This is a genomic window from Frankia sp. BMG5.60, assembly GCF_059428125.1.
The window spans coordinates 3,743,529-3,765,234 of record NZ_CM182091.1; the positions used below are offsets into that span (position 1 = coordinate 3,743,529).

The 21,706-nt window shown below is 69.6% G+C and carries 17 protein-coding genes and 2 tRNA genes; 2 read left to right on the forward strand and 17 right to left on the reverse strand.

All coding sequences use genetic code 11. The features are described from left to right. Positions 1 to 54 precede the first annotated feature (54 nt). Genes fusA through rpsL form a run of 3 tightly spaced genes read right to left on the reverse strand, consistent with a single transcriptional unit; the run spans position 55 to position 3,002 of the window. Positions 55 to 2,151, reverse strand: a complete 2,097-nt coding sequence (fusA, locus tag AC5R91_RS15135) for an elongation factor G (RefSeq protein ID WP_495397764.1) — start codon at positions 2,149 to 2,151, stop codon at positions 55 to 57. A 6-nt stretch (positions 2,152 to 2,157) separates the two neighbouring features. After that, positions 2,158 to 2,628, reverse strand: a complete 471-nt coding sequence (rpsG, locus tag AC5R91_RS15140) for a 30S ribosomal protein S7 (RefSeq protein WP_101832667.1) — start codon at positions 2,626 to 2,628, stop codon at positions 2,158 to 2,160. Further along, a complete protein-coding gene (rpsL, locus tag AC5R91_RS15145; protein ID WP_009740532.1) occupies positions 2,628 to 3,002 on the reverse strand; it encodes a 30S ribosomal protein S12 in 375 nt (124 codons plus the stop codon). Before rpsL ends, rpsG begins: the two co-directional genes overlap by 1 nt. 811 nt (positions 3,003 to 3,813) lie before the next feature. Between rpsL and mug the strand changes: the two genes are divergently transcribed. Continuing rightward, complete coding sequence (gene mug / locus AC5R91_RS15150) at positions 3,814 to 4,404, forward strand: G/U mismatch-specific DNA glycosylase (protein ID WP_495397765.1); 591 nt, start codon at positions 3,814 to 3,816, stop codon at positions 4,402 to 4,404. Positions 4,405 to 4,683: 279 nt separating this feature from the next. Here mug and AC5R91_RS15155 read toward each other — a convergent pair whose 3' ends face one another. The 10 genes from AC5R91_RS15155 to AC5R91_RS15200 form a co-directional block, all read right to left on the reverse strand. Beyond that, positions 4,684 to 5,493: an RluA family pseudouridine synthase gene (locus tag AC5R91_RS15155; RefSeq protein ID WP_495397766.1), complete on the reverse strand. Its 810-nt coding sequence runs from the start codon at positions 5,491 to 5,493 to the stop codon at positions 4,684 to 4,686. A 207-nt stretch (positions 5,494 to 5,700) separates the two neighbouring features. Next, the gene (locus tag AC5R91_RS15160) at positions 5,701 to 9,591 is read right to left on the reverse strand and encodes a DNA-directed RNA polymerase subunit beta' (protein ID WP_495397767.1); all 3,891 of its coding nucleotides are present in this window, start codon (positions 9,589 to 9,591) and stop codon (positions 5,701 to 5,703) included. Between the two features lie 105 nt (positions 9,592 to 9,696). Then, positions 9,697 to 13,122 carry a DNA-directed RNA polymerase subunit beta gene (gene rpoB, locus AC5R91_RS15165; protein WP_011602294.1) on the reverse strand — a complete coding sequence of 1,142 codons (3,426 nt, stop codon included), beginning with the start codon at positions 13,120 to 13,122 and terminating at the stop codon, positions 9,697 to 9,699. Positions 13,123 to 14,054: 932 nt separating this feature from the next. Then, positions 14,055 to 14,447, reverse strand: coding sequence for a 50S ribosomal protein L7/L12 (rplL, locus tag AC5R91_RS15170; protein ID WP_495397768.1), 393 nt, complete (start codon positions 14,445 to 14,447; stop codon positions 14,055 to 14,057). A 170-nt stretch (positions 14,448 to 14,617) separates the two neighbouring features. Then, entirely contained in the window at positions 14,618 to 15,196 is a 579-nt protein-coding gene (gene rplJ / locus AC5R91_RS15175) for a 50S ribosomal protein L10 (protein ID WP_495397769.1), read from the reverse strand. Between the two features lie 399 nt (positions 15,197 to 15,595). Next, on the reverse strand, positions 15,596 to 16,312 hold the full coding sequence (gene rplA / locus AC5R91_RS15180) for a 50S ribosomal protein L1 (RefSeq protein ID WP_044884194.1): 717 nt from the start codon (positions 16,310 to 16,312) through the stop codon (positions 15,596 to 15,598). A 127-nt stretch (positions 16,313 to 16,439) separates the two neighbouring features. Then, positions 16,440 to 16,874: a 50S ribosomal protein L11 gene (gene rplK / locus AC5R91_RS15185; protein ID WP_009740540.1), complete on the reverse strand. Its 435-nt coding sequence runs from the start codon at positions 16,872 to 16,874 to the stop codon at positions 16,440 to 16,442. 35 nt (positions 16,875 to 16,909) lie between these two features. Next, a complete protein-coding gene (gene nusG, locus AC5R91_RS15190) occupies positions 16,910 to 17,806 on the reverse strand; it encodes a transcription termination/antitermination protein NusG (RefSeq protein ID WP_495397770.1) in 897 nt (298 codons plus the stop codon). Positions 17,807 to 17,976: 170 nt separating this feature from the next. After that, the gene (gene secE / locus AC5R91_RS15195; protein ID WP_495397771.1) at positions 17,977 to 18,225 is read right to left on the reverse strand and encodes a preprotein translocase subunit SecE; all 249 of its coding nucleotides are present in this window, start codon (positions 18,223 to 18,225) and stop codon (positions 17,977 to 17,979) included. Between the two features lie 48 nt (positions 18,226 to 18,273). Further along, positions 18,274 to 18,346 (reverse strand) — tRNA-Trp (locus AC5R91_RS15200). A gap of 393 nt (positions 18,347 to 18,739) precedes the next feature. Between AC5R91_RS15200 and AC5R91_RS15205 the strand changes: the two genes are divergently transcribed. Continuing rightward, complete coding sequence (locus AC5R91_RS15205; protein ID WP_495397772.1) at positions 18,740 to 19,948, forward strand: pyridoxal phosphate-dependent aminotransferase; 1,209 nt, start codon at positions 18,740 to 18,742, stop codon at positions 19,946 to 19,948. A gap of 22 nt (positions 19,949 to 19,970) precedes the next feature. Here AC5R91_RS15205 and AC5R91_RS15210 read toward each other — a convergent pair whose 3' ends face one another. From AC5R91_RS15210 to AC5R91_RS15225, 4 genes are all read right to left on the reverse strand, one after another. Continuing rightward, on the reverse strand, positions 19,971 to 20,399 hold the full coding sequence (locus tag AC5R91_RS15210) for a MaoC/PaaZ C-terminal domain-containing protein (protein WP_495397773.1): 429 nt from the start codon (positions 20,397 to 20,399) through the stop codon (positions 19,971 to 19,973). Positions 20,400 to 20,493: 94 nt separating this feature from the next. Next, positions 20,494 to 20,952, reverse strand: a complete 459-nt coding sequence (locus AC5R91_RS15215) for a MaoC family dehydratase N-terminal domain-containing protein (protein WP_495397774.1) — start codon at positions 20,950 to 20,952, stop codon at positions 20,494 to 20,496. A 362-nt stretch (positions 20,953 to 21,314) separates the two neighbouring features. Next, positions 21,315 to 21,479, reverse strand: a complete 165-nt coding sequence (gene rpmG / locus AC5R91_RS15220) for a 50S ribosomal protein L33 (protein WP_009740545.1) — start codon at positions 21,477 to 21,479, stop codon at positions 21,315 to 21,317. A 97-nt stretch (positions 21,480 to 21,576) separates the two neighbouring features. Continuing rightward, positions 21,577 to 21,650, reverse strand: a tRNA-Met gene (locus AC5R91_RS15225). Positions 21,651 to 21,706: the final 56 nt, after the last annotated feature.

A 21,706-nucleotide genomic window follows, 5' to 3' on the forward strand; every position in this document is an offset into this window, starting at 1 on the left:
GGTGGTGTCGTGCTGTGTAGTCAGGTCGGGGAGGTGCTCACGCCACGAGGGCGGTCACTCCCCCCTCGCCTTGGCGATGATCTCCTTGGCGACGTTCCCGGGAACCTCGGCGTAGGAGTCGAACTGCATCGAGTAGCTGGCCCGGCCGGACGTCTTGGACCGCAGGTCGCCGACGTAGCCGAACATCTCCGACAGTGGCACCTGGGCACGCACGATCCGAGAACCGCCGCGCTCCTCCATCGCCTGGATCTGTCCGCGGCGGGAGTTCAGGTCGCCGATGACGTCGCCCATGTGGTCCTCGGGCGTGGTGACCTCGACGGCCATCAGCGGCTCGAGAAGCACCGGGTCGGCCTTGCGTGCCGCGTCCTTGAACGCCATCGAGCCGGCGATCTTGAAAGCGAGCTCGGACGAGTCCACGTCGTGGTACTGGCCGTCCAGGAGGGTGACCTTGACGTCGACCAGGGGGTAGCCGGCGAGCACGCCGAACTCCATGGCCTCCTGGCAGCCGGCGTCGACCGACGGGATGTACTCCCGGGGGATGCGACCACCGGTGACCTTGTTCTCGAACTCGTAGCCGCCGCCGTCGCCGCCGGAGGGCTCCAGGTTGATGATCACTCGAGCGTACTGACCGGAGCCACCCGTCTGCTTCTTGTGGGTGTAGTCGATCTTCTCCACCTTGCGGCGGATGGTCTCCCGGTAGGCCACCTGCGGCTTGCCGACGTTCGCCTCGACGCCGTACTCACGGCGCATGCGGTCGACCAGCACGTCGAGGTGCAGCTCACCCATGCCAGCGATGATCGTCTGGCCGGTCTCCTCGTCGGTCCGGACCTGGAAGGTCGGGTCCTCCTCGGCGAGCCGCTGGATCGCGGTACCCAGCTTCTGCTGGTCGGCCTTCGTCTTCGGCTCGATCGCGACGTGGATGACCGGCGCCGGGAAGGTCATCGACTCCAGGATCACCGGCGCGTTCGGGTCGCACAGAGTGTCCCCGGTGGTGGTGTTCTTCAGTCCCACCACGGCGACGATCTGCCCCGCAGTGACGCCTTCCCGGTCCTCCCGGTGGTTGGCGTGCATCTGCAGGATGCGCCCGATGCGCTCCTTGCGGTCCTTCGTCGAGTTCAGCACCGGCGAGCCGCCGGTCAGCTTGCCGGAGTACACCCGGATGTAGGTCAGCTTGCCGACGTACGGGTCGCTCATGATCTTGAAGGCGAGCGCCGAGAACGGCTCGTCCTCGCTGGGCTCGCGGCGAACCTCGGCGTCCTCGTCGCTGACGGAGTGGCCGATGGTGGTGCCGATGTCCAGCGGGTTCGGCAGGAAGTCGACGACCGCGTCGAGCATGGGCTGGACGCCCTTGTTCTTGAACGCGGAGCCGCACAGCACCGGGTTGAGCTTGCTGGCGAGGGTGCCGCGCCGCAGGCCGGCCATGAGCTGCTCCTCGGAGGGCTCCTCACCCTCGAGGTAGAGCTCCATGAGCTCGTCGTCGTTCTCCGCGACCGTCTCCAGGAGCTTGTCGCGCCATTCCTGCGCGGCCTCCAGGTGGTCCCGCGGGATCTCGACGGTCTCGTAGGAAGCGCCCTTGTCCTCGCTCTGCCAGAGGAGGCCCTTCATCCGGATCAGGTCGATGACGCCGCGGAAGTCGGACTCCACGCCCCAGGGGAGCTGGATGACGGCCGGCGTCGCGTCGAGCCGTTCGACCATCATGTCCACGCAGCGGTGGAACTCGGCGCCGACCCGGTCCATCTTGTTGACGAAGGCGATCCGCGGCACGTTGTACCGGTCGGCCTGCTTCCAGACCGTCTCGCTCTGCGGCTCGACGCCGGCGACGGCGTCGAACACCGCCACGGCGCCGTCGAGGACGCGCAGCGACCGCTCGACCTCGACCGTGAAGTCGACGTGGCCGGGCGTGTCGATGATGTTGATGGTGTGGTCGCGCCAGATGCAGGTGGTGGCCGCGGAGGTGATGGTGATCCCCCGCTCCTGCTCCTGCTCCATCCAGTCCATCGTGGCGCCGCCCTCGTGAACCTCACCGATCTTGTAGTTCACACCGGTGTAGAAGAGGATGCGCTCGGTCGTGGTGGTCTTGCCCGCGTCGATGTGGGCCATGATCCCGATGTTGCGGGTACTGGCCAGCGAGGAACGTACGTCAGATGCCATGTCGAACTACCACCGGTAGTGGGCGAAGGCCTTGTTGGACTCCGCCATCTTGTGGGTGTCCTCCCGGCGCTTCACGCTGGCGCCGAGGCCGTTGCTCGCATCGATGAGCTCGTTCATCAGCCGCTCGGTCATCGTCTTCTCACGACGAGCCCGGGAGTAGCCGACGAGCCAGCGCAGAGCGAGAGTCGTGCTGCGGCCGGCGCGAACCTCGACCGGCACCTGGTAGGTGGCGCCACCGACCCGGCGGCTGCGCACCTCCAGGGTGGGCTTGACGTTGTCGAGCGCCCGCTTGAGCGTGACGACCGGGTCGTTGCCGGTCTTGTTCTTCGCGCCTTCCAGCGCGCCGTACACGATGCGCTCCGCGACCGACTTCTTGCCGCTCATCAGCACCTTGTTCACCAGCGCGGTCACCAGCGGCGACCCGTACACCGGGTCGACCACGACGGCGTGCTTGGGCGCGGGCCCCTTGCGCGGCATCAGCCCTTCTCCTTCTTCGCGCCGTAGCGGCTACGAGCCTGCTTGCGGTTACGGACGCCCTGCGTGTCGAGAGCGCCTCGGACGATCTTGTAGCGAACGCCCGGAAGGTCCTTCACTCGACCGCCGCGAACCAGGACGATCGAGTGCTCCTGCAGGTTGTGGCCGACGCCGGGAATGTAGGCGGTGACCTCGATCCCGCTGTTCAGCCGGACACGCGCGACCTTGCGCAGCGCCGAGTTCGGCTTCTTGGGGGTGGTCGTGTAGACGCGGGTGCACACACCACGACGCTGAGGGCTCCCCTTGAGTGCCGGGGTCTTGGTCTTCTCGACCTTGTCCTGCCGGCCCTTGCGGACCAGCTGCTGGATCGTGGGCAACGCCGCTCCCGTTCCTGTGACGCCTCGTCGTACTGCCTTGGGCAACCAGACCGGTACGCCGGCCTACCTGCTTTCCTTGCGAACCGCACCAGGGCCACCGCGGTGGCCTCGACCGGCTTCTCCGACCCACGCGGTCGGGCGTGTCGCGCCGTTTCGCCCGAAAAGGATCAAGAATTCGATTGATCCATCCGCGGTGGACAGCGCGCCATCCCGCCCGGCCGCTTCGCGGAACCGAGCCCGACAGTCGCCGACGGACACCCGGGCGGTGACTTTACGTCAACCCGCCAGGCACCACGGCGCCACATCGAAGTGCAAGACGCACGCCGGAGTCACGTGGACTCCGGCCACAGGAATCAACAGTACTCCACGGCCGCGTCACGTGTCGAACGGGGTATCGGCCGACGTCCGACGCAGACACCGCAGCCCCACAAGCCCACGACCTCGGACGGCGGGCGCGGCCGTCGCACGCGACACAGCCGCGCCGGCGGGCCCCGAAACTCGCAATCGCCCAGAACCCGACAAAGCCCGGGAATCCCACCGGCCCGCGTCGAACGGGCCCGACCCGGCCCGCGTCGAACGGGCCCACCGGAGCCGACAATCCACTACCCGCATGGCGGGGCGGCCGGACTCCGGCATCAGCACCGAAGGCAGCGAGCCGAGCACCGGGACCCGGGGTCCTCCGCGTCCCTGGTACCCCTCGGCCCTGGTCCATCCATGGTTCTGGTACATCCGCGCACTGGTACATCCGTGGCACTGGGCCTGGCACGCTGTACGAGACAGCACGATACCGGCACCGGAGGTCCACGAGGACATGTTTGACGCAGTTGGCTCGCAGCCGCCGGCCGCCCCACCCGCCCGGCCGACCCGGGCCGAGCTGCTCGCCGCCTATGACACCGCGGTCCCCGACCTCCTCGCCCCGCGGACCACCGTGCTGCTGTGCGGGATCAACCCGTCCCTGGAGTCCGGGGCGACCGGCTTCCACTTCGGCACGCCGAGCAACCGGCTGTGGCCGGTCCTGCACCTCGCCGGGTTCACCCCACGCCGGCTGCACCCCAGCGAGACCGCCGAGCTGACCAGCCGCGGCATCAGCATCACCAACCTCGTCAACCGGTCCACAGCCCGCGCCGACGAGATCAGCGACGACGAGGTGCGGGCCGGTGTCGCCCGGCTCACCGAGCTCGTCGAGCGGATCTCGCCTCCCTGGGTGGCCTTCCTCGGCCTGGCCGCCTACCGGGTCGGCTTCGGCCGGCGCCGTGCGCAGGTCGGTCGGCAGCCGGAGCCCCTGGGCCCCGCCGGCATCTGGCTGCTGCCGAACCCCAGCGGTCTCAACGCCCACTACCAGCTACCCGACCTGGTCCGGGTATACGGCGAGCTCCACGAGGCGGCCTACGCCGACCAGTGACGCCGGAGTCCCGGAGCAGTCGGTCCGACGCCGTCCTCGCGCCGCGACACGCACGCCGCGCCGGCACCACGACCGGCCCGATGACCTGGGAGCGGCCCCACCTGTCTCTTCCACAGGGATATATCGGGTACCGAACCCTGTGGAAGAGACAGGAAGGCGCTCTCCCACGCATCCGCCCCATCGCCCGAGCCGTCGCCCGTCTCGCGACCCGCCTCCGTCACACCGCCGGACGTCACGGAATGTGACAAGCGGACGGGAAGGAACCCCTGCGGGGCTGCCCTAGCGTCGAGCGTCCTCGAGCAGGTCGGCGGGTAGCCGGTCGCCGACGGGGGCGAGGAAGTCGGCGTCGGGCGGCGCTTCGACCTCGATGCGCGCGCCGCCGGCCCAGGCGGCGTCGAAGGCGAGCCGCCAGGAGTGCAGGAAGGTGCGGGTCGCCGGCGCCTTGTCGAACAGGGGGTCGCCGTCGATCGGATGGCCGATCCAGGCCAGGTGCACCCGGATCTGGTGGCGCCGTCCGGTCTGCGGCGTCGCGACGAGCAGGGTGTGCTCGCCGCCCTCCCAGAGGCGGGCGAACGTGGTGACCGAGGGATAGGTGCGTACGTGCCCGAAGACCGCTCCGGGCGGGACGGACCAGTGCCCCTCGTCCGTCCCCTCTGTGGACGCGAGCGGATGGCCGGACGCAGGCGCGTCTTCGGACCCGAGCAGGGACGCGGTGATGTCGGCGCGGTTCGCGGCAACCCGGACCCGGCTCTTGCGGCCGACGCTGAGCGGCAGGTCGATGGTCCCCGCCGCGGGCAGGCCACGGGTGCGGGTCAGCGCGAGGTAGCGCTTGGCGACCGTGCGCTGCTGGAACTGCCTGGTCAGGTCGCCGTGGAAGCCCAGCTCCTTGGCGAAGAGCACGACTCCCGAGGTGACCTTGTCGATCCGGTGCACGGGGAACAGCTCCTCGCCGGTGTCGGCCGCGAGCTGGACGAGGTCGGTGTCGTGCCGCTCCCCCATGACCGAGATGCCGGCAGGCTTGTCGAGCACGAGGACCGCCTCATCCTCGTAGATCGCGTGCAGACGCCGGATAGCGGCCCAGTCCATCATCAGCCCCCACTCGTCGGTCAGCCATCGTCATCTCGGCCATCCCGGTCCGACTTCCTTGCCGTTCTGGGGGGCTCCGCGTCCGAGATGTCCCCCCAGAACGGCAAGAAACCGGCGCGGACACGGCGCGGAGTCGGGCCTGGAACGCCGCCGGCCCGGTGTCCCCGGACGGGGGACACCGGGCCGGCGGGTCGGCTCAGGGGCTCGCGATCAGCGGAAGTCGCCCGAGCTGCGGTAGTCGAACTCGTCCAGCGGGACGGCCTGGCCGGAGCCGGTGCCGAACGCGCCGTACTCCACGCTGCCGCCGTCCTCGTACGCACCGACGGAGTACATCGCGGCGCGCGCCTCCTCGGTCGGCTCGACCCGGATGTTGCGGTACCGGGAGATGCCGGTGCCGGCCGGGATGAGCTTGCCGATGATGACGTTCTCCTTCAGGCCGACGAGCGAGTCCGACCGGGCGTTGATCGCCGCGTCGGTGAGCACTCGGGTCGTCTCCTGGAAGGAGGCCGCCGACAGCCACGACTCGGTGGCCAGCGACGCCTTGGTGATCCCCATCAGCACCGGGCGGGCCGAGGCCGGCTGGCCGCCGGACTCCACCACCCGGCGGTTCTCCGACTCGAACCGGGCCCGCTCGCACAGTTCGCCGGGCAGCAGGTTGGTCTCGCCGGACTCCAGCACGTTCACCCGCTTGAGCATCTGGCGGATGATGATCTCGATGTGCTTGTCGTGGATCGACACACCCTGCGACCGGTACACCTCCTGGACCTGGTCCACCAGGTGGAGCTGGACCTGGCGCGGGCCGAGGATGCGCAGCACCTCGTGCGGGTCGACGGCACCGTCGACGACCTGGTTGCCGACCTCGATGCGGTCGCCCTCGCGGACCCGCAGGCGCGAGCGCCGCGAGACCGGGTAGGCGATCTCCTCGCTGCCGTCGTCCGGCACCACCACGACCTTGAAGGTCTTCTCGGTCTCCTCGATCTTCACCCGACCGGAGACCTCGGTGATGGGCGCCTTGCCCTTCGGGCTACGGGCCTCGAACAGCTCGACGACACGCGGCAGACCCTGGGTGATGTCATCACCGGCGACACCACCGCTGTGGAAGGTACGCATCGTGAGCTGGGTGCCCGGCTCGCCGATGGACTGGGCGGCGACGATCCCGACGGCCTCGCCGACGTCGACCAGCTTGCCGGTGGCCAGCGAACGCCCGTAGCACTGGGCGCACACCCCCATCCGGGACTCGCAGGTCAGCGCCGAACGCACCCGGACCGACTCGATGCCGGCCTCGATGATCTGGCCGATCGCCACGTCCCCGGCGTCGGTGCCGGCGGGCACGATGATCTCGCCGTGCTCGTCGACGGCGTCGGAGGCGAGCGTCCGCGCGTACGCCGAGGTCTCGGCGTAACGGTCGCGCACGAGCACGCCGTCAGCGCCGCGCCGGGCGATCCGGGTCAGGATGCCCCGCTCGGTGCCGCAGTCCTCCTCGCGGACGATGACGTCCTGGCTGACGTCGACGAGCCGGCGGGTCAGGTAGCCGGAGTCGGCGGTCCGCAGCGCGGTGTCGGCGAGACCCTTACGGGCACCGTGGGTCGAGATGAAGTACTCGAGCACGGTGAGGCCCTCGCGGAAGTTCGCCTTGATCGGCCGCGGGATGATCTCACCCTTCGGGTTGGAGACCAGGCCACGCATGCCGGCGAGCTGCCGGATCTGCATCATGTTTCCGGCGGCTCCGGAGTTGACCAGCACGTAGACCGGGTTGGTCTGCGGGAAGTTCTTCTCCATCGCCTCGGCGATCTTGTTCGTCGCCTCGGTCCAGATCTGCACCAGCTCGCTGCGGCGCTCCTCGTCGGACAGGAAGCCGCGGTCGAACTGCTTCTGCACCCGGTCGGCCCGCTGCTCGTAGTCGTCGAGGATCTCGGCCTTGTTCGGCGGCGCGACGACGTCCTCGATCGCGACGGTGACCCCGGACCGGGTGGCCCAGTAGAAACCGGCGCTCTTCAGGGCGTCCAGGGTCGCCGCGACCTGGATCTTCGGATACCGCTCGGCCAGGTCGTTGACGATCGCGGCCTGGGCCTTCTTGTTGAGCTGGGCGTTGATGAAGGGGTAGCCCTCCGGCAGCGCCTCGTTGAGCAGGCAGCGGCCGAACGTGGTCTCCAGGGTGAACACGTCCCCGGTGACCCAGTCGGCCGGCGGCACCCAGTCCGACGGCGGGGTGGTGTCGCGCAGCCGGACGCTGATCTGCGCCTGCAGCGCGATCTCCCGGGCGTCGTAGGCCATCTGGGCCTCGGCGACCGAGGAGAACGCCCGCCCCGCCCCGACGGCGCCCTCGGCCAGCGTCGACAGGTGGAACACGCCGGTGACCATGTCGAGGCTGGGCATCGCCAGCGGCCGGCCGGACGCCGGCGAGAGGATGTTGTTGCTCGACAGCATCAGGATCCGCGCCTCGGCCTGCGCCTCGGCGGACAGCGGCAGGTGCACCGCCATCTGGTCACCGTCGAAGTCGGCGTTGAAGGCCGTGCAGACCAGCGGGTGGATCTGGATGGCCTTGCCCTCGACGAGCTGCGGCTCGAAGGCCTGGATGCCGAGGCGGTGCAGGGTCGGCGCCCGGTTGAGCAGCACCGGGTGCTCGGTGATGACCTCCTCGAGCACGTCCCAGACGACCGGGCGGGCCCGCTCCACCATCCGCTTCGCCGACTTGATGTTCTGCGCGTGGTTGAGGTCCACCAGGCGCTTCATCACGAACGGCTTGAACAGCTCCAGCGCCATCTGCTTGGGCAGACCGCACTGGTGCAGCTTGAGCTGCGGACCGACGACGATGACCGACCGGCCGGAGTAGTCGACCCGCTTGCCGAGCAGGTTCTGGCGGAACCGGCCCTGCTTGCCCTTGAGCATGTCGGACAGCGACTTCAGCGGACGGTTACCCGGGCCGGTGACCGGCCGGCCGCGGCGGCCGTTGTCGAACAGCGCGTCGACGGCCTCCTGCAGCATCCGCTTCTCGTTGTTGACGATGATCTCGGGCGCGCCGAGGTCGAGCAGCCGCTTGAGCCGGTTGTTCCGGTTGATCACCCGGCGGTACAGGTCGTTGAGGTCGGACGTGGCGAACCGGCCGCCGTCGAGCTGCACCATCGGCCGCAGGTCCGGCGGGATCACCGGAACGCAGTCGAGCACCATCCCCATCGGGGAGTTGCGGGTGTTCAGGAACGCCGAGACGACCTTGAGCCGCTTGAGCGCACGGGCCTTCTTCTGCCCCTTGCCGCTGCGGATGGTCTCGCGCAGCGACTCCGCCTCCGCGGCCAGGTCGAAGTCGGCGAGCCGGCGCTGCAGCGCCTCGGCGCCCATGCCGCCGTCGAAGTACTGGCCGAACCGGTCGCGCAGCTCGCGGTAGAGCAGCTCGTCCGGCTCCAGGTCCTGGACCTTCATGTTCTTGAAGCGGTCGAAGACCCGGTCCAGATCGTCGATCTTGCGCTGCGCGCGGTCGCGGATCTGGCGCATCTCGCGCTCGGCCGACTCGCGGACCTTGCGCCGCGCGTCGCCCTTGGCGCCCTCGGCCTCGAGCTGCGCGAGGTCGGTCTCGAGCCGCTTCTGCCGGGTCTCGACGTCGGCGTTCTTCTTGTCCTCGAGCTGCTGCTTCTCGACGCCCATGCGGGCCTCGAGGGTGGGCAGGTCGCGGTGCCGCGCCTCGATGTCGACCTTGGTGATCATGTAGGCGGCGAAGTAGATGACCTTCTCGAGGTCCTTCGGCGCCAGGTCCAGCAGGTAGCCGAGCCGGCTCGGCACACCCTTGAAGTACCAGATGTGGGTGACCGGGGCGGCCAGCTCGATGTGCCCCATGCGCTCACGGCGCACCTTGGCGCGAGTGACCTCGACGCCACAGCGCTCGCAGATGATGCCCTTGAACCGGACCCGCTTGTACTTGCCGCAGTAGCACTCCCAGTCCCGGGTCGGACCGAAGATCTTCTCGCAGAAGAGCCCGTCCTTCTCCGGCTTCAGGGTGCGGTAGTTGATCGTCTCCGGCTTCTTGACCTCACCGTGCGACCACTGACGGATGTCGTCCGCGGTGGCAAGACCGATGCGCAGTTCGTCGAAGAAGTTGACGTCCAGCAAGACTGTCGCCTGCTCTCTCTTTCTCGGTCGGGACGCTGGAGTCGGATGGACCGCCGGGGGTCCGCCGCCGCCTCACGGCGGACGGATCGGGCCCCCGGCGCCCGCTCAGACCTCCTCGACGCTGCTCGGCTCCCGCCGGGACAGGTCGATCCCGAGTTCCTCCGCCGCACGGAAGACGTCCTCGTCGGTGTCACGCATCTCGATCTGCACACCGTCGCTGGAGAGGACCTCGACGTTGAGGCACAGCGACTGCATCTCCTTGATGAGCACCTTGAACGACTCCGGGATGCCGGGCTCCGGAATGTTCTCGCCCTTGACGATCGCCTCGTAGACCTTGACTCGGCCCACGACGTCGTCGGACTTGATGGTCAACAGCTCCTGCAGGGCGTAGGCGGCGCCGTACGCCTCCAGCGCCCACACCTCCATCTCGCCGAACCGCTGGCCACCGAACTGCGCCTTACCACCCAGGGGCTGCTGGGTGATCATCGAGTAGGGGCCGGTCGACCGGGCGTGGATCTTGTCGTCGACCAGGTGGAGCAGCTTGAGGATGTAGATGTAGCCGACCGCCACCGGGTAGGGGTAGGGCTCGCCGGTGCGGCCGTCGAACAGCGTGGCCTTGCCGGAGGAGCCGATGAGCTGGACCCCGTCCCGGTTCGGGAGGGTGGAGTCGAGCAGACCGGTGATCTCCTCCTCGCGGGCGCCGTCGAAGACCGGCGTGGCCACGTTGGTCCCGGGGGTGGACGAGTCCGCCCCGATCCCGCGCAGCCGCTCCTTCCAGTCCTCGGTGCCGGCGTCCACCTGCCAGCCGGTCTTGGCCACCCACCCGAGGTGGGTCTCCAGGATCTGGCCGATGTTCATCCGGCGGGGGACGCCGTGCGGGTTGAGCACGATGTCCACCGGCGTGCCGTCCTCGAGGAACGGCATGTCCTCCTGCGGGAGGATCTTGGCGATGACGCCCTTGTTGCCGTGCCGGCCGGCGAGCTTGTCGCCGTCGGTGATCTTCCGCTTCTGGGCGACGTAGACCCGGACCAGCTCGTTGACGCCGGGCGGCAGCTCGTCGCCGTCCTCGCGGGAGAACACCCGGACGCCGATGACCTTGCCGGACTCGCCGTGCGGCACCTTCAGCGAGGTGTCGCGGACCTCTCGGGCCTTCTCCCCGAAGATCGCCCGCAGCAGCCGCTCCTCGGGGGTCAGCTCGGTCTCGCCCTTCGGGGTGACCTTGCCGACCAGGACGTCACCGGGCGAGACCTCGGCGCCGATCCGGATGATCCCGCGCTCGTCGAGGTCGGCGAGGACCTCCTCGGCGACGTTGGGGATGTCGCGGGTGATCTCCTCCGGGCCGAGCTTGGTGTCCCGGGCGTCGACCTCGTGCTCCTCGATGTGGATCGAGGACAGCACGTCGTCCTGCACGAGGCGCTGCGACAGGATGATCGCGTCCTCGTAGTTGTGCCCCTCCCACGGCATGAAGGCGACCAGCAGGTTCTTGCCAAGCGCCATCTCGCCGTTGTCGGTGCACGGGCCGTCCGCGATGACCTGGCCGGCCTCGACCCTGTCCCCTTCGAACACGATCGGCTTCTGGTTGATGCAGGTGCCCTGGTTCGACCGGCGGAACTTCGCCAGCCGGTAGGTGCGCCGGGTGCCGTCGTCGTGCATGACGGTGATGTAGTCCGCCGAGAGGTCCTCGACAACACCGGCCTGGACACAGACGACCACATCGCCGGCGTCCTTGGCCGCGCGGGCCTCCATCCCGGTGCCGACCAGCGGCGCCTCGGAACGCAGCAGCGGCACCGACTGGCGCTGCATGTTGGAGCCCATGAGCGCGCGGTTGGCGTCGTCGTGCTCGAGGAACGGGATCATGGCCGTGGCCACGGACACCATCTGCCGCGGCGAGACGTCCATGTAGTCGACCTCGTCCGGCGGGATGAACTCGACCTCACCGCCCTTGCGGCGGACCAGCACGCGGTCCTCGGCGAACGTGCCGTCGGGGCTCAGCGGCGTGTTGGCCTGTGCCTTGACGTGCCGGTCCTCCTCGTCCGCGGTCAGGTAGTCGATCTGGTCGGTAACCCGGCCGTTGACGACCTTGCGGTACGGCGTCTCGACGAAGCCGAACGGGTTGACCCGCGCGAACGTCGACAGCGAGCCGATCAGGCCGATGTTCGGGCCTTCCGGCGTCTCGATCGGGCACATCCGGCCGTAGTGGCTGGGGTGCACGTCGCGGACCTCGAAGCCGGCCCGCTCCCGGGACAGACCGCCGGGGCCCAGCGCCGACAGACGGCGCTTGTGGGTCAGGCCGGCCAGCGGGTTGGTCTGGTCCATGAACTGCGACAACTGGCTGGTGCCGAAGAACTCCTTGATGGAGGCGACGACCGGCCGGATGTTGATCAGGGTCTGCGGCGTGATCGCCTCGACGTCCTGGGTGGTCATCCGCTCGCGGACGACCCGCTCCATCCGGGCGAGCCCCAGCCGGACCTGGTTCTGGATCAGCTCGCCGACCGTGCGCAGCCGCCGGTTGCCGAAGTGGTCGATGTCGTCGACCTCGTACTCGGCCGGGTCGGCGCCCGCGTGCAACTTGACGACGTACTCGATCGTGCGCACGATGTCATCCTCGGTGAGGACGCCGACGTCGTGGGCGATCTCCAGAGTGAGCTTCTTGTTCACCTTGTAGCGGCCGACCTTCGCCAGGTCGTAGCGCTTGGGGTTGAAGAAGAGGTTCTCCAGCAGGGTCTGCGCCGACTCCCGCGTCGGCGGCTCGCCCGGGCGCAGCTTGCGGTAGATGTCCAGCAGCGCGTCGTCCTGGCTGGCCGTGTGGTCCTTCTCCAGGGTGATGCGCATCGACGGGAAGTCGCCGAACCGCTCGAGGATGCGCGCCTCGTCCCAGCCCAGCGCCTTGAGCAGGACCGTCACCGACTGCCGGCGCTTGCGGTCGATCCGGACCCCGACCGTGTCCCGCTTGTCGATCTCGAACTCGAGCCAGGCCCCGCGCGACGGGATCACCTTGCAGGAGTACAGGTCCTTGTCCGACGCCTTGTCCAGGCTGCGTTCGAAGTACACCCCCGGCGACCGGACGAGCTGGCTGACCACCACACGCTCGGTCCCGTTGATGACGAAGGTGCCCTTGGGGGTCATGAGCGGGAAGTCGCCCATGAACACCGTCTGGCTCTTGATCTCACCGGTGGTGTTGTTGGTGAACTCGGCCGTGACGAACAGCGGGGCCGAGAAGGTCATGTCCTTGTCCTTGCACTCCTCCACGGAGTACTTGGGCGGCTCGAACCGGTGGTCCCGGAAGGACAGGGACATGGAGCCGGAGAAGTCCTCGATCGGGGAGATCTCCTCGAAGACCTCCTCCAGACCGGAGGTGATCGGAACATCGTCCCGGCCCGAGTCGATGGCCTCCTGAACCCGCTCCGCCCAGGCGTCACTACCGATCAGCCAATCGAAGGACTGCGTCTGAAGAGCAAGGAGATCCGGGACCTCGAGGGGCTCGATGATCTTAGCGAACGAGATGCGGGAGGAAGAGCGCGAGGCGGCCAAGGTGGTCCTTCCGGGTGGCCTGATCGTCGGGCTGGCGTCGCGGACGTCAAGGATCCGTCGGGGGTGGTCAGGTGATCAGTGTCTCGCTACGGTTGTGGGGAACAGCGACGGGGGGTGCCCCGCCGGTGAGAGGATGACCGCGAGGCGCATCGGTGCGGCGGTGCCGGTTGTCCCGGCGGCCGGTCGCGCGGCCGGAGTCGGCCCTCGTCCCGCAGCAAGTCCGCCGATCCGGAGTCCGTCGGTCCGCAGAACCGCAAAAATCCGTCGCGGCAGGCGTTCGGCTGACTGCGGGCACGCCAAAGCGCCGTCGCGGCGCAAGCGCGCGGCGACGCCGGTGTCCGCTGAGAACAACGGGTCGGTGCACGGGCAAAGGTCTGCTCAGAGTCCTCGGTGTGGCTGCCATACAGCCGTGCCACGCACCAGCACGGCCAACGCGCCTTCACGTCGAACCGGAACCCACCGCGTACGCGGCCCCGACACCATGGTCGAGACCGCCCGACGGCGCGTACCGGACCCCCACAGAGAGCCCGACCTCACCGGAGAACCGGTGTCGGCGGAGCCGATGCGACGAAAAGGGCAGCGCAAACTAGCAGTATAGCCGAAGGGCACACCGCTGGCAAGGGCGTGCGTGGCAGGACCACGCGGGGGGAACGTAGAGCACCGCATCTGCTTCCCGACGAGCGTTCGCGACATGATGGAACTCCGATCTACAGGGGCCGTCAACCCCCTTCGGAAAACGTCACGAACGACCCGACCTGCTCATCCGCTTACGTTGCAGCGTGTCTCGGCGATTCGGCGGCACAGACGCCGCGTGCCGGGACACCTCGGAGGTGCCCCGGCACGCGGGATGCGCCGCGGCCGCGTCGAGCGGCCGCACCGGCCCGCGGCGGCGCGTAAACGCCGCCCGGACCGGACCCGGAAGACGGGCGGTGTTACTTGACGGTGACCGACGCGCCGGCGCCCTCGAGGGCCGCCTTGGCCTTCTCGGCGGCCTCCTTGGCGACCTTCTCCAGGACGGGCTTGGGCGCCCCGTCGACGAGGTCCTTGGCCTCCTTCAGCCCGAGGCTGGTCAGCGCCCGGACCTCCTTGATGACCTGGATCTTCTTGTCACCCACGGACTCGAGGATGACGTCGAACTCGTCCTGCTCCTCGGCGGCCGGAGCCTCGCCGCCCGCGCCGCCGGCGGCCGGCGCCGCGGCCACGGCGACGGGCGCCGCGGCGGTCACGCCGAAGGTGTCCTCGAACTGCTTCACGAACTCCGAGAGCTCCAGCAGGGTCAGTTCCTTGAACGCGTCGAGCAGCTCTTCGGTCGACAGCTTCGCCATGATGGCGTTTCCTTCCTCGTCATGCCGATGATCTCGGCCGGCCGGGTGGCGACCGGTGATCGGGGTGGCTCGTGGGTGGTGCCGGCTGGGCGCGCGGTGGCCCGGCCGGCGCGGGTGCTCCGCGGGCGGCGGCCGCCGGACCGGCGACCGTCATCCCGCGGCGCGGAGGCCTACTCCGCGGGGGCCTCGGCGGCCTCGGCGGCGGGCGTCTCCGCAGGCGTCTCGGCGGCGGACTGGCTCGCCCGCTGCTCGCGCAGCGCCTCGGCCAGCCGGGCGACCTGCGACAGCGGGGCGGCGAACAGGCCGACCGCGCCGGACAGCGAGCCCTTCATCGCGCCGGCGAGCTTCGCCAGCAGGATCTCGCGGGACTCCAGATCCGCCAGCTTGCGGATCTCGTCGGCCGTCATGGCCTTGCCCTCGACGACGCCGCCCTTGACCACGAGGGCCGGGTTGGCGCGGGCGAAGTCGCGCAGGCCCTTGGCCGCCTCGACCGGGTCGCCGGTGACGAAGGCGACGGCGGTCGGGCCGACGAACAGATCGTCGAGCCCGGTGACGCCGGCCTGCTCGGCCGCGATCTTGGTCAGCGTGTTCTTGACCACCGCGTAACGCGCGCCCTCGCCGAGGGTGCGCCGCAGCTCGGTGAGCTGGCTCACCGTCAGACCGCGGTACTCCGTGAGGACCGCGGCGGTCGCGCCACGGAACTCCTCGGCGATCTCCGCCACCGCGGCGGTCTTCTCAGGTTTCGCCATGGGGCTCCTTCGGGGTGTCGGCCGGTCATCCGTTCAACCCCGGGAGACGACGAACGCCCCGGCGCAGGCGCACGGGGCGTGAAGAGCGACATCGGGCGGGGAGGACGGCGCACCTGCGCCGACCGCCTCGGAGCTGCCGCGGTCCTTGGCATCCGTCACCTGCGCGGGCCGCCCGGGGAAGTCGGGCCTTCGGCCGTCGCTATGTCCGGGCGGGATCTCCCCCACCTGGGCGACGACGGCGACCAGCGGTCTTCGGCGTGAAACGTGTTCGTACAAAGTGTACGCGACGATCTCGCGTACACGTTTCCTTGCCTTTCCACCGGGACGAAACGGGCACGGACGCCGGTGGAAAGGCAAGGGACTGCGCGATGCGGCCCCGGTTCCCCGGGGCCGGCGGGCTCAGGCGGGGACGCCCTCTTCGAGCAGGTTGCGCGTGCGGTTCGGGTCGACCGGGATGCCCGGGCCCATGGTGGTGGCGAAGGTGACCTTCTTCAGGTAACGACCCTTCGCCGCCGAGGGCTTCACCCGGACGATCTCGTCCAGGGCGGCCGTGTAGTTCTCGATGAGCTGGGCGTCGGTGAAGTTCGTCTTCCCGATGACGATGTGCAGGTTGCCCTGCTTGTCCACCCGGAAGTTGATCTTTCCGCCCTTGATGTCGGCGACGGCCTTGCCGATGTCCAGCGTCACGGTGCCGGTCTTCGGGTTCGGCATCAGCCCGCGGGGGCCGAGGATACGGGCGATCCGCCCGACCTTGGCCATCTGGTCCGGCGTCGCCACCGTCGCGTCGAAGTCCAGGAAGCCCTCCTGGATGCGGGCGACCAGGTCATCGCTGCCGACGATGTCGGCGCCGGCGGCGGTCGCCTCGGCGGCCTTCTCACCGGCGGCGAAGACGGCGACGCGCGGCGACTTGCCGGTGCCGTGCGGCAGGTTGACGGTGCCGCGGACCATCTGGTCGGCCTTGCGCGGGTCGACCCCGAGGCGGATCGCGACCTCGACGGTCGCGTCGTACTTCGTCGTCGAGGTCTCCTGGGCGAGCCGGACGGCGTCCAGCGGGCTGTAGAGGTTCTCGGGATTGATCTTTTCGGCGGCGGCCCGGTAGGCCTTGCTGCGCTTCATGCTGTCTCCTCGTGGTGCCGGCGGACGGTCGGCCGGGCTCGCCGCGGCACGGATCTTCTCCGTGCCGCGGGGGCTGGCACCGACCGCCCTCCCACGGCGTCGGTCCGGTGTGGCGAGGTGCGGAGGGCTAGTCGCCGACCGTGATCCCCATCGAGCGGGCGGTCCCCGCGATGATCTTCTCGGCCGCCTCGATCGTCGTGGCGTTGAGGTCGGGGAGCTTGGTCTGGGCGATCTCGCGCACCTGGGCCGGGGTCAGCTTGGCGACCTTGTCCCGATGCGGGGTCCCGCTGCCCTTCTCCACGCCCGCGGCCTTGAGGATGAGCCTCGCGGCCGGCGGGGTCTTCGTGACGAAGGTGAACGACCGGTCCTCGTACACGGTGATCTCGACCGGCACGACGTTGCCGGCCTGCGACTCGGTCGCCGCGTTGTACTGCTTGCAGAACTCCATGATGTTCACGCCGTGCTGGCCCAGCGCGGGGCCGACCGGCGGCGCCGGCGTGGCCTTGCCGGCGTTGATCTGGAGCTTGATGATGGCGGTGATCTTCTTCTTCTTGGGCGGCATGTGCTCGTCTTCCTACCGGAGTTCCACGGACCGAATCAGATCTTCGCGACCTGATTGAACTGCAGCTCGACGGGCGTCTCCCGACCGAAGATCGAGACCAGCACCTTCAGCCGCTGGGCGTCGAGGTTGATCTCGCTGATGGTCGCCGGAAGCGTGGCGAAGGGGCCGTCCATGACGGTGACCGACTCCCCGACCTCGAACTCCTGGACCCGGACGGTCTCGACCTTCTTCTCCTTCGGCGCCGCCGGGGCGAGGATGGACAGGACTTCCTCGCGCCGCAGCGGTGAGGGCCGGTTGGTGAGCCCCACGAACCCGGTCACACCCGGCGTGTTGCGGACCGCGGACCAGGACTGGTCCGTCAGGTCCATCCGGACGTAGATGTAACCCGGGTACTTCTTCTGCTGGACCAACTGCCTCTTGCCGTTCTTGACCACCGGGACCTCCTCGGTGGGCACCTCGATCTGGAAGATGTAGTCCTCCATGTTGAGGCTGGAGATACGGGTCTCGAGGTTGGTCTTGACCTTGTTCTCGTAGCCCGCGTACGAGTGCACGACGTACCACTCGCCCGGCGCGTCCTCGATGGCGCGACGCAGGTCGTCCTCGTCATCGGTGTCGTCGGCCACGGGGACCGGCGCGGCGCTCGCGGGCGCGGCGTCCGCGGCGGGCTCGCTCGCCGCGGAGGGCTCGGAGCCCGAGTCGGTCACGGACCCGGCCTCGTTGGCTTCGGCGCCGACGCCGGCGTCGGTCTCATCGGCCTCGCTGGTGGCCTCGGCACTCGACTCGTCGGCGTCGTCGGAGTCGGCGTGGGGGTCGTCGAGCTCGGCGCCGGCGTCCGTACTCGCCACCTCGTCGTGCTCGAACGCCGCAAGGAGATCGAGACGGGCGAGGGCCTCCCCCTGCTCGGAGGAGGCGTGCTCGGGCGACTGGGACACGCGGACGTTCCTTCTCTCGTGGACACTTCTGCTGCTGTGGACTCCGCGGAGCGGGCGCTGCGCGGGCGTGGTGCCGAACGGGCGGCAGCCGACCGACCGGCGTACCGGCATCGATCATCCGCCCGGACCCGTCCGTCCGTACTGCCCGACCCCGCCGGCTGGCGGGCCCGTCAGCCGAAGATCGCGAGAACCGCCTTCGTGAGCCCGAAGTCGAGACTAGCCACGAAGGCCGTCATCACGCTGACGAACACGAGCACGACCAGCACGTAGGTGATCAGCTCGCTCCGGCCCGGGTAGACGACCTTCCGGAGCTCCGCCATGACCTCGCGGATGAACTGAAGCGGCCGATACCGACGCCGACCCGCGGTACGCGTGGCCCGCCTGGGACGCGGTGCCGCGTCACGGGTATCGGTCGCCACTCAACTCCACCCAACTCCGTCGCCGAACCAGCCAACCGTCGAACAGCGCAGGGGCGACAGGACTCGAACCTGCAACCGCCGGTTTTGGAGACCGGTGCTCTACCAATTGAGCCACGCCCCTTGGACACGCCCGGATCCCCGCGACCACATCGAACCCACACGCTGCGCTTCTGCACCATAGCGCACAGTCCAGCCTGCGAGCCGGTTACCGGAATGGGTACCCGAGCGGATCGAGCATACCCCCTCATCGCCCCGACTCCGCCGCGCACCGTCCGCGGGCGCCGCGGGCACCGTCCCCAGGACCCACGGGCACCGTCCGCAGCAACCTCCGGACACCGTCCACGGGACCCACGGAACACCATCCGCAGGACCCTCGCGGCAACGTCCGCAGGACCCACGGCGCGCCGTCCACAGGACCCGGGGGACGGGGTCCTGTGGCCACCCCGCAACCGGTCCGCACGGACTCCGGATCCCGGCCGCCTGCGCACGACGCCCATCCGGACGCCATGGCAGCATGGGCACTATGAGCAGGATCTCAAGCCGCATCGGCGGCATCGCCCCGTCCGCGACGCTGGCCGTCGACGCCACCGCGAAGGCGATGCGCGCCGCGGGCCAGGACGTGGTCGGCTTCGGCGCCGGGGAGCCGGACTTCCCGACTCCGGACCACATCGTCGCCGCCGCGGAGAAGGCATGCCGCGAACCTCGCATGCACCGCTACACCCCGGCGGGCGGCCTGCCGGAGCTGCGGCAGGCCATCGCCGAGAAGACGGCCCGGGACTCCGGCGTCACCGTCTCCGCGGGCCAGGTCCTGGTGACCAACGGCGGCAAGCAGGCCGTCTACGAGGCGTTCGCGACGCTGCTCGACCCGGGTGACGAGGTGCTGTTGCCCGCGCCGTACTGGACGACCTACCCCGAGTCGATCCGCCTCGCCGGTGGTGTGCCGGTCGACGTCGTCACCGGGCCGGAGGCCGGCTACCGGGTGACCGTCGAGCAGCTCGAGGCGGCCCGCACCGAGCGCACCAAGGTGCTGCTGTTCAACTCGCCGTCGAACCCGACCGGCGCCGTGCACACGCCGGAGGAGGTCCGCGAGATCGGTCGCTGGGCCGAGCAGGCCGGCATCTGGGTGCTCGCCGACGAGATCTACGAGCACCTCGTCTACGGCGAGGCGCGGTTCGCCTCGATCCTCACGCAGGTGCCGGAGCTCGCCGAGCGCTGCGTCATCGTCAACGGCGTCGCGAAGACCTACGCGATGACGGGCTGGCGGGTCGGCTGGCTGATCGGGCCGACGGACGTCGTCGCCGCGGCGGCGAACCTGCAGTCGCACGCGACCTCGAACGTCGCCAACGTCTCGCAGGCCGCCGCGCTCGCCGCCGTCGCCGGGCCCCTCGACGCCGTCGCCGAGATGCGCACCGCCTTCGATCGCCGCCGGCAGACGATGCACCGCATGCTCACCGAGACCCCGGGGGTGAGCTGCCCGCTGCCCGAGGGCGCGTTCTACTGCTATCCCTCGTTGCAGGGCGTGCTCGGCCGCAGCCTTCGCGGCCGGACGCCCACGACCAGCGCCGAGCTGTGCCAGCTCATCCTGGAGGAGGCCGGGGTCGCCATCGTCCCCGGTGAGGCGTTCGGCACCCCGGGCTTCGCCCGGCTGTCCTACGCGCTCAGCGACGAGGACCTGGTCAAGGGCGTGAGCCGGCTGTCAGCCCTGCTCGGCGAGGCCGCCTGAGCGACCCCCTGGGTCTGACGGCTCAGCTCAGTCGGACGGTGGCGCGCGCGGCCATCAGCACCTTCTCGCCGCGACACCGGGTGGTGAGGTTCACCACCACCCGGTTGTCGTCGAGCTTCTTCTCCACGACGCCGCGCACCAACACCGAGGCGCCCTCGTCGTCGTCCGGCACCACCACCGGCGCGGAGAACTTCACGCCGACCTCGAGAACGGCGCCCGGGTCCCCGGCCCAGTCGGTGACGAGGCGGGTGGCGGTCGCCATCGTCAGCATCCCGTGCGCGAGCACGCCGGGTAGGCCCGCGTCCGCGGCGGCCCGCTCGCTCCAGTGGATGGGATTGAAGTCCCCGGACGCTCCCGCGTAGCGGACGAGATCGACCCGTCGCAGTGGGAACAGCCGTTCCGGCAGCTCGGTGCCGACCTCGACGTCGTCATAGGCGACGGTCGCCGTCATCGTTGTTCTCCCCAGAGTGAGGCACTCCCGACGGGCTTCGGGGGTGCGGCCGGACCGGCGGCCCGGTTCCCACCGGGCGCCATGGGACGCGCGCTCATGCCCGCGGCGGTGCCGTGCCGCGGGAGACGAGGGTGCACGTGCCGACCGCGACCTCCTCGCCACTCGTGGTGCTGTAACGGTAGGTGGTGACGAGAACCTCGTTGCGGCCCACCGCGCGGATGCCGGTCAGCGTCGAGGTGGTGACCAACTCGTCGCCCGCCACCACCGGCCGGCGCAGGGCGAAGCGCTGCTCACCGTGCACGACCAGGGCGTAGTCCAGCCCGAGCGCCGGATCGTCGGTGGGTAGCCCCAGGGCCCCGGGGATCGCGGTGATCAGGAACGTCGGCGGCGCGACGAGATCGGGGTGGCCGGCGGCCTTGGCCGCCTCCACGTCGTGGTAGAGCGGGTTGTCGTCCCCGATCGCCTGGGCGAACTGCCGGATCTGCTCGCGTCCGACCTGGAAGGGGACGGGCGAGACGAAACTCCGTCCCACGAAGTCCTGGTTCAGCGACATCAAGGCTCCGATCTCGACGTCCGCGGCAGACCTGGATGCCGTGGCGCACCTGGCCGCAGCGCGTCGGTGGACGTGCCGGACGGGCTGCGTCGTGAAGCATCCCACCACGAACCTGATGAGCCGACCCATCGACGGACTGGTCGATGTGTCCTAGGTATCACGCCGGTGCGCCAGGTATCACGACGGTGCGCCAGGCATCATGCCGCCTTCCCTGGGCCTGCGACCAGGGCCGCCGTACCTGGGCAGGCCGACACGCAAACAACCGGCCAGGGCGCTCCCTGGCCGGTTGTGATCGCGCGGTGACCCGTGGAAACCCGAACACGCGTCCGGCGGCGTGGCCGACGCAGCGGCGCCGGACATCGTCAGCGGGTCTCGCGGTGCTCCGTGTGCTTGCCGCAGTTCGGGCAGAACTTCTTCAGCTCGAGGCGGTCCGGGTCGTTGCGCCGGTTCTTGCGGGTGATGTAGTTCCGGTGCTTACACACCTGGCACGCCATCGTGATCTTCGGGCGGACGTCAGTGGCGGCCACGGCGTGATGCCTCTTCCTGAGTCGGATGCTGAACTGATCGGGCGATGCGGCAGGCCGCAAGCCCCTACAGGGGCCACGGCGCGCCGCTCCCCGATAGTAGCGGTGGCCGGACTTGAACCGGCGACACAGCGATTATGAGCCGCTTGCTCTGCCAGACTGAGCTACACCGCCAGGATGGTCCCCAGGATGCCCGGAGACCCGACCACAAGTCTACCCGGGAGAACCGG

What these genes read in the sequence shown, in the direction of transcription:
- fusA (WP_495397764.1), bottom strand. Translation starts at nt 2,151, where the DNA reads ATGGCATCTGACGTACGTTCCTCGCTGGCCAGTACCCGCAACATCGGG.
- rpsG (WP_101832667.1), bottom strand. Translation starts at nt 2,628, where the DNA reads ATGCCGCGCAAGGGGCCCGCGCCCAAGCACGCCGTCGTGGTCGACCCG.
- mug (WP_495397765.1), top strand. Translation starts at nt 3,814, where the DNA reads ATGTTTGACGCAGTTGGCTCGCAGCCGCCGGCCGCCCCACCCGCCCGG.
- AC5R91_RS15155 (WP_495397766.1), bottom strand. Translation starts at nt 5,493, where the DNA reads ATGATGGACTGGGCCGCTATCCGGCGTCTGCACGCGATCTACGAGGAT.
- rplL (WP_495397768.1), bottom strand. Translation starts at nt 14,447, where the DNA reads ATGGCGAAGCTGTCGACCGAAGAGCTGCTCGACGCGTTCAAGGAACTG.
- rplJ (WP_495397769.1), bottom strand. Translation starts at nt 15,196, where the DNA reads ATGGCGAAACCTGAGAAGACCGCCGCGGTGGCGGAGATCGCCGAGGAG.
- rplA (WP_044884194.1), bottom strand. Translation starts at nt 16,312, where the DNA reads ATGAAGCGCAGCAAGGCCTACCGGGCCGCCGCCGAAAAGATCAATCCC.
- rplK (WP_009740540.1), bottom strand. Translation starts at nt 16,874, where the DNA reads ATGCCGCCCAAGAAGAAGAAGATCACCGCCATCATCAAGCTCCAGATC.
- AC5R91_RS15205 (WP_495397772.1), top strand. Translation starts at nt 18,740, where the DNA reads ATGGGCACTATGAGCAGGATCTCAAGCCGCATCGGCGGCATCGCCCCG.
- AC5R91_RS15210 (WP_495397773.1), bottom strand. Translation starts at nt 20,399, where the DNA reads ATGACGGCGACCGTCGCCTATGACGACGTCGAGGTCGGCACCGAGCTG.
- AC5R91_RS15215 (WP_495397774.1), bottom strand. Translation starts at nt 20,952, where the DNA reads ATGTCGCTGAACCAGGACTTCGTGGGACGGAGTTTCGTCTCGCCCGTC.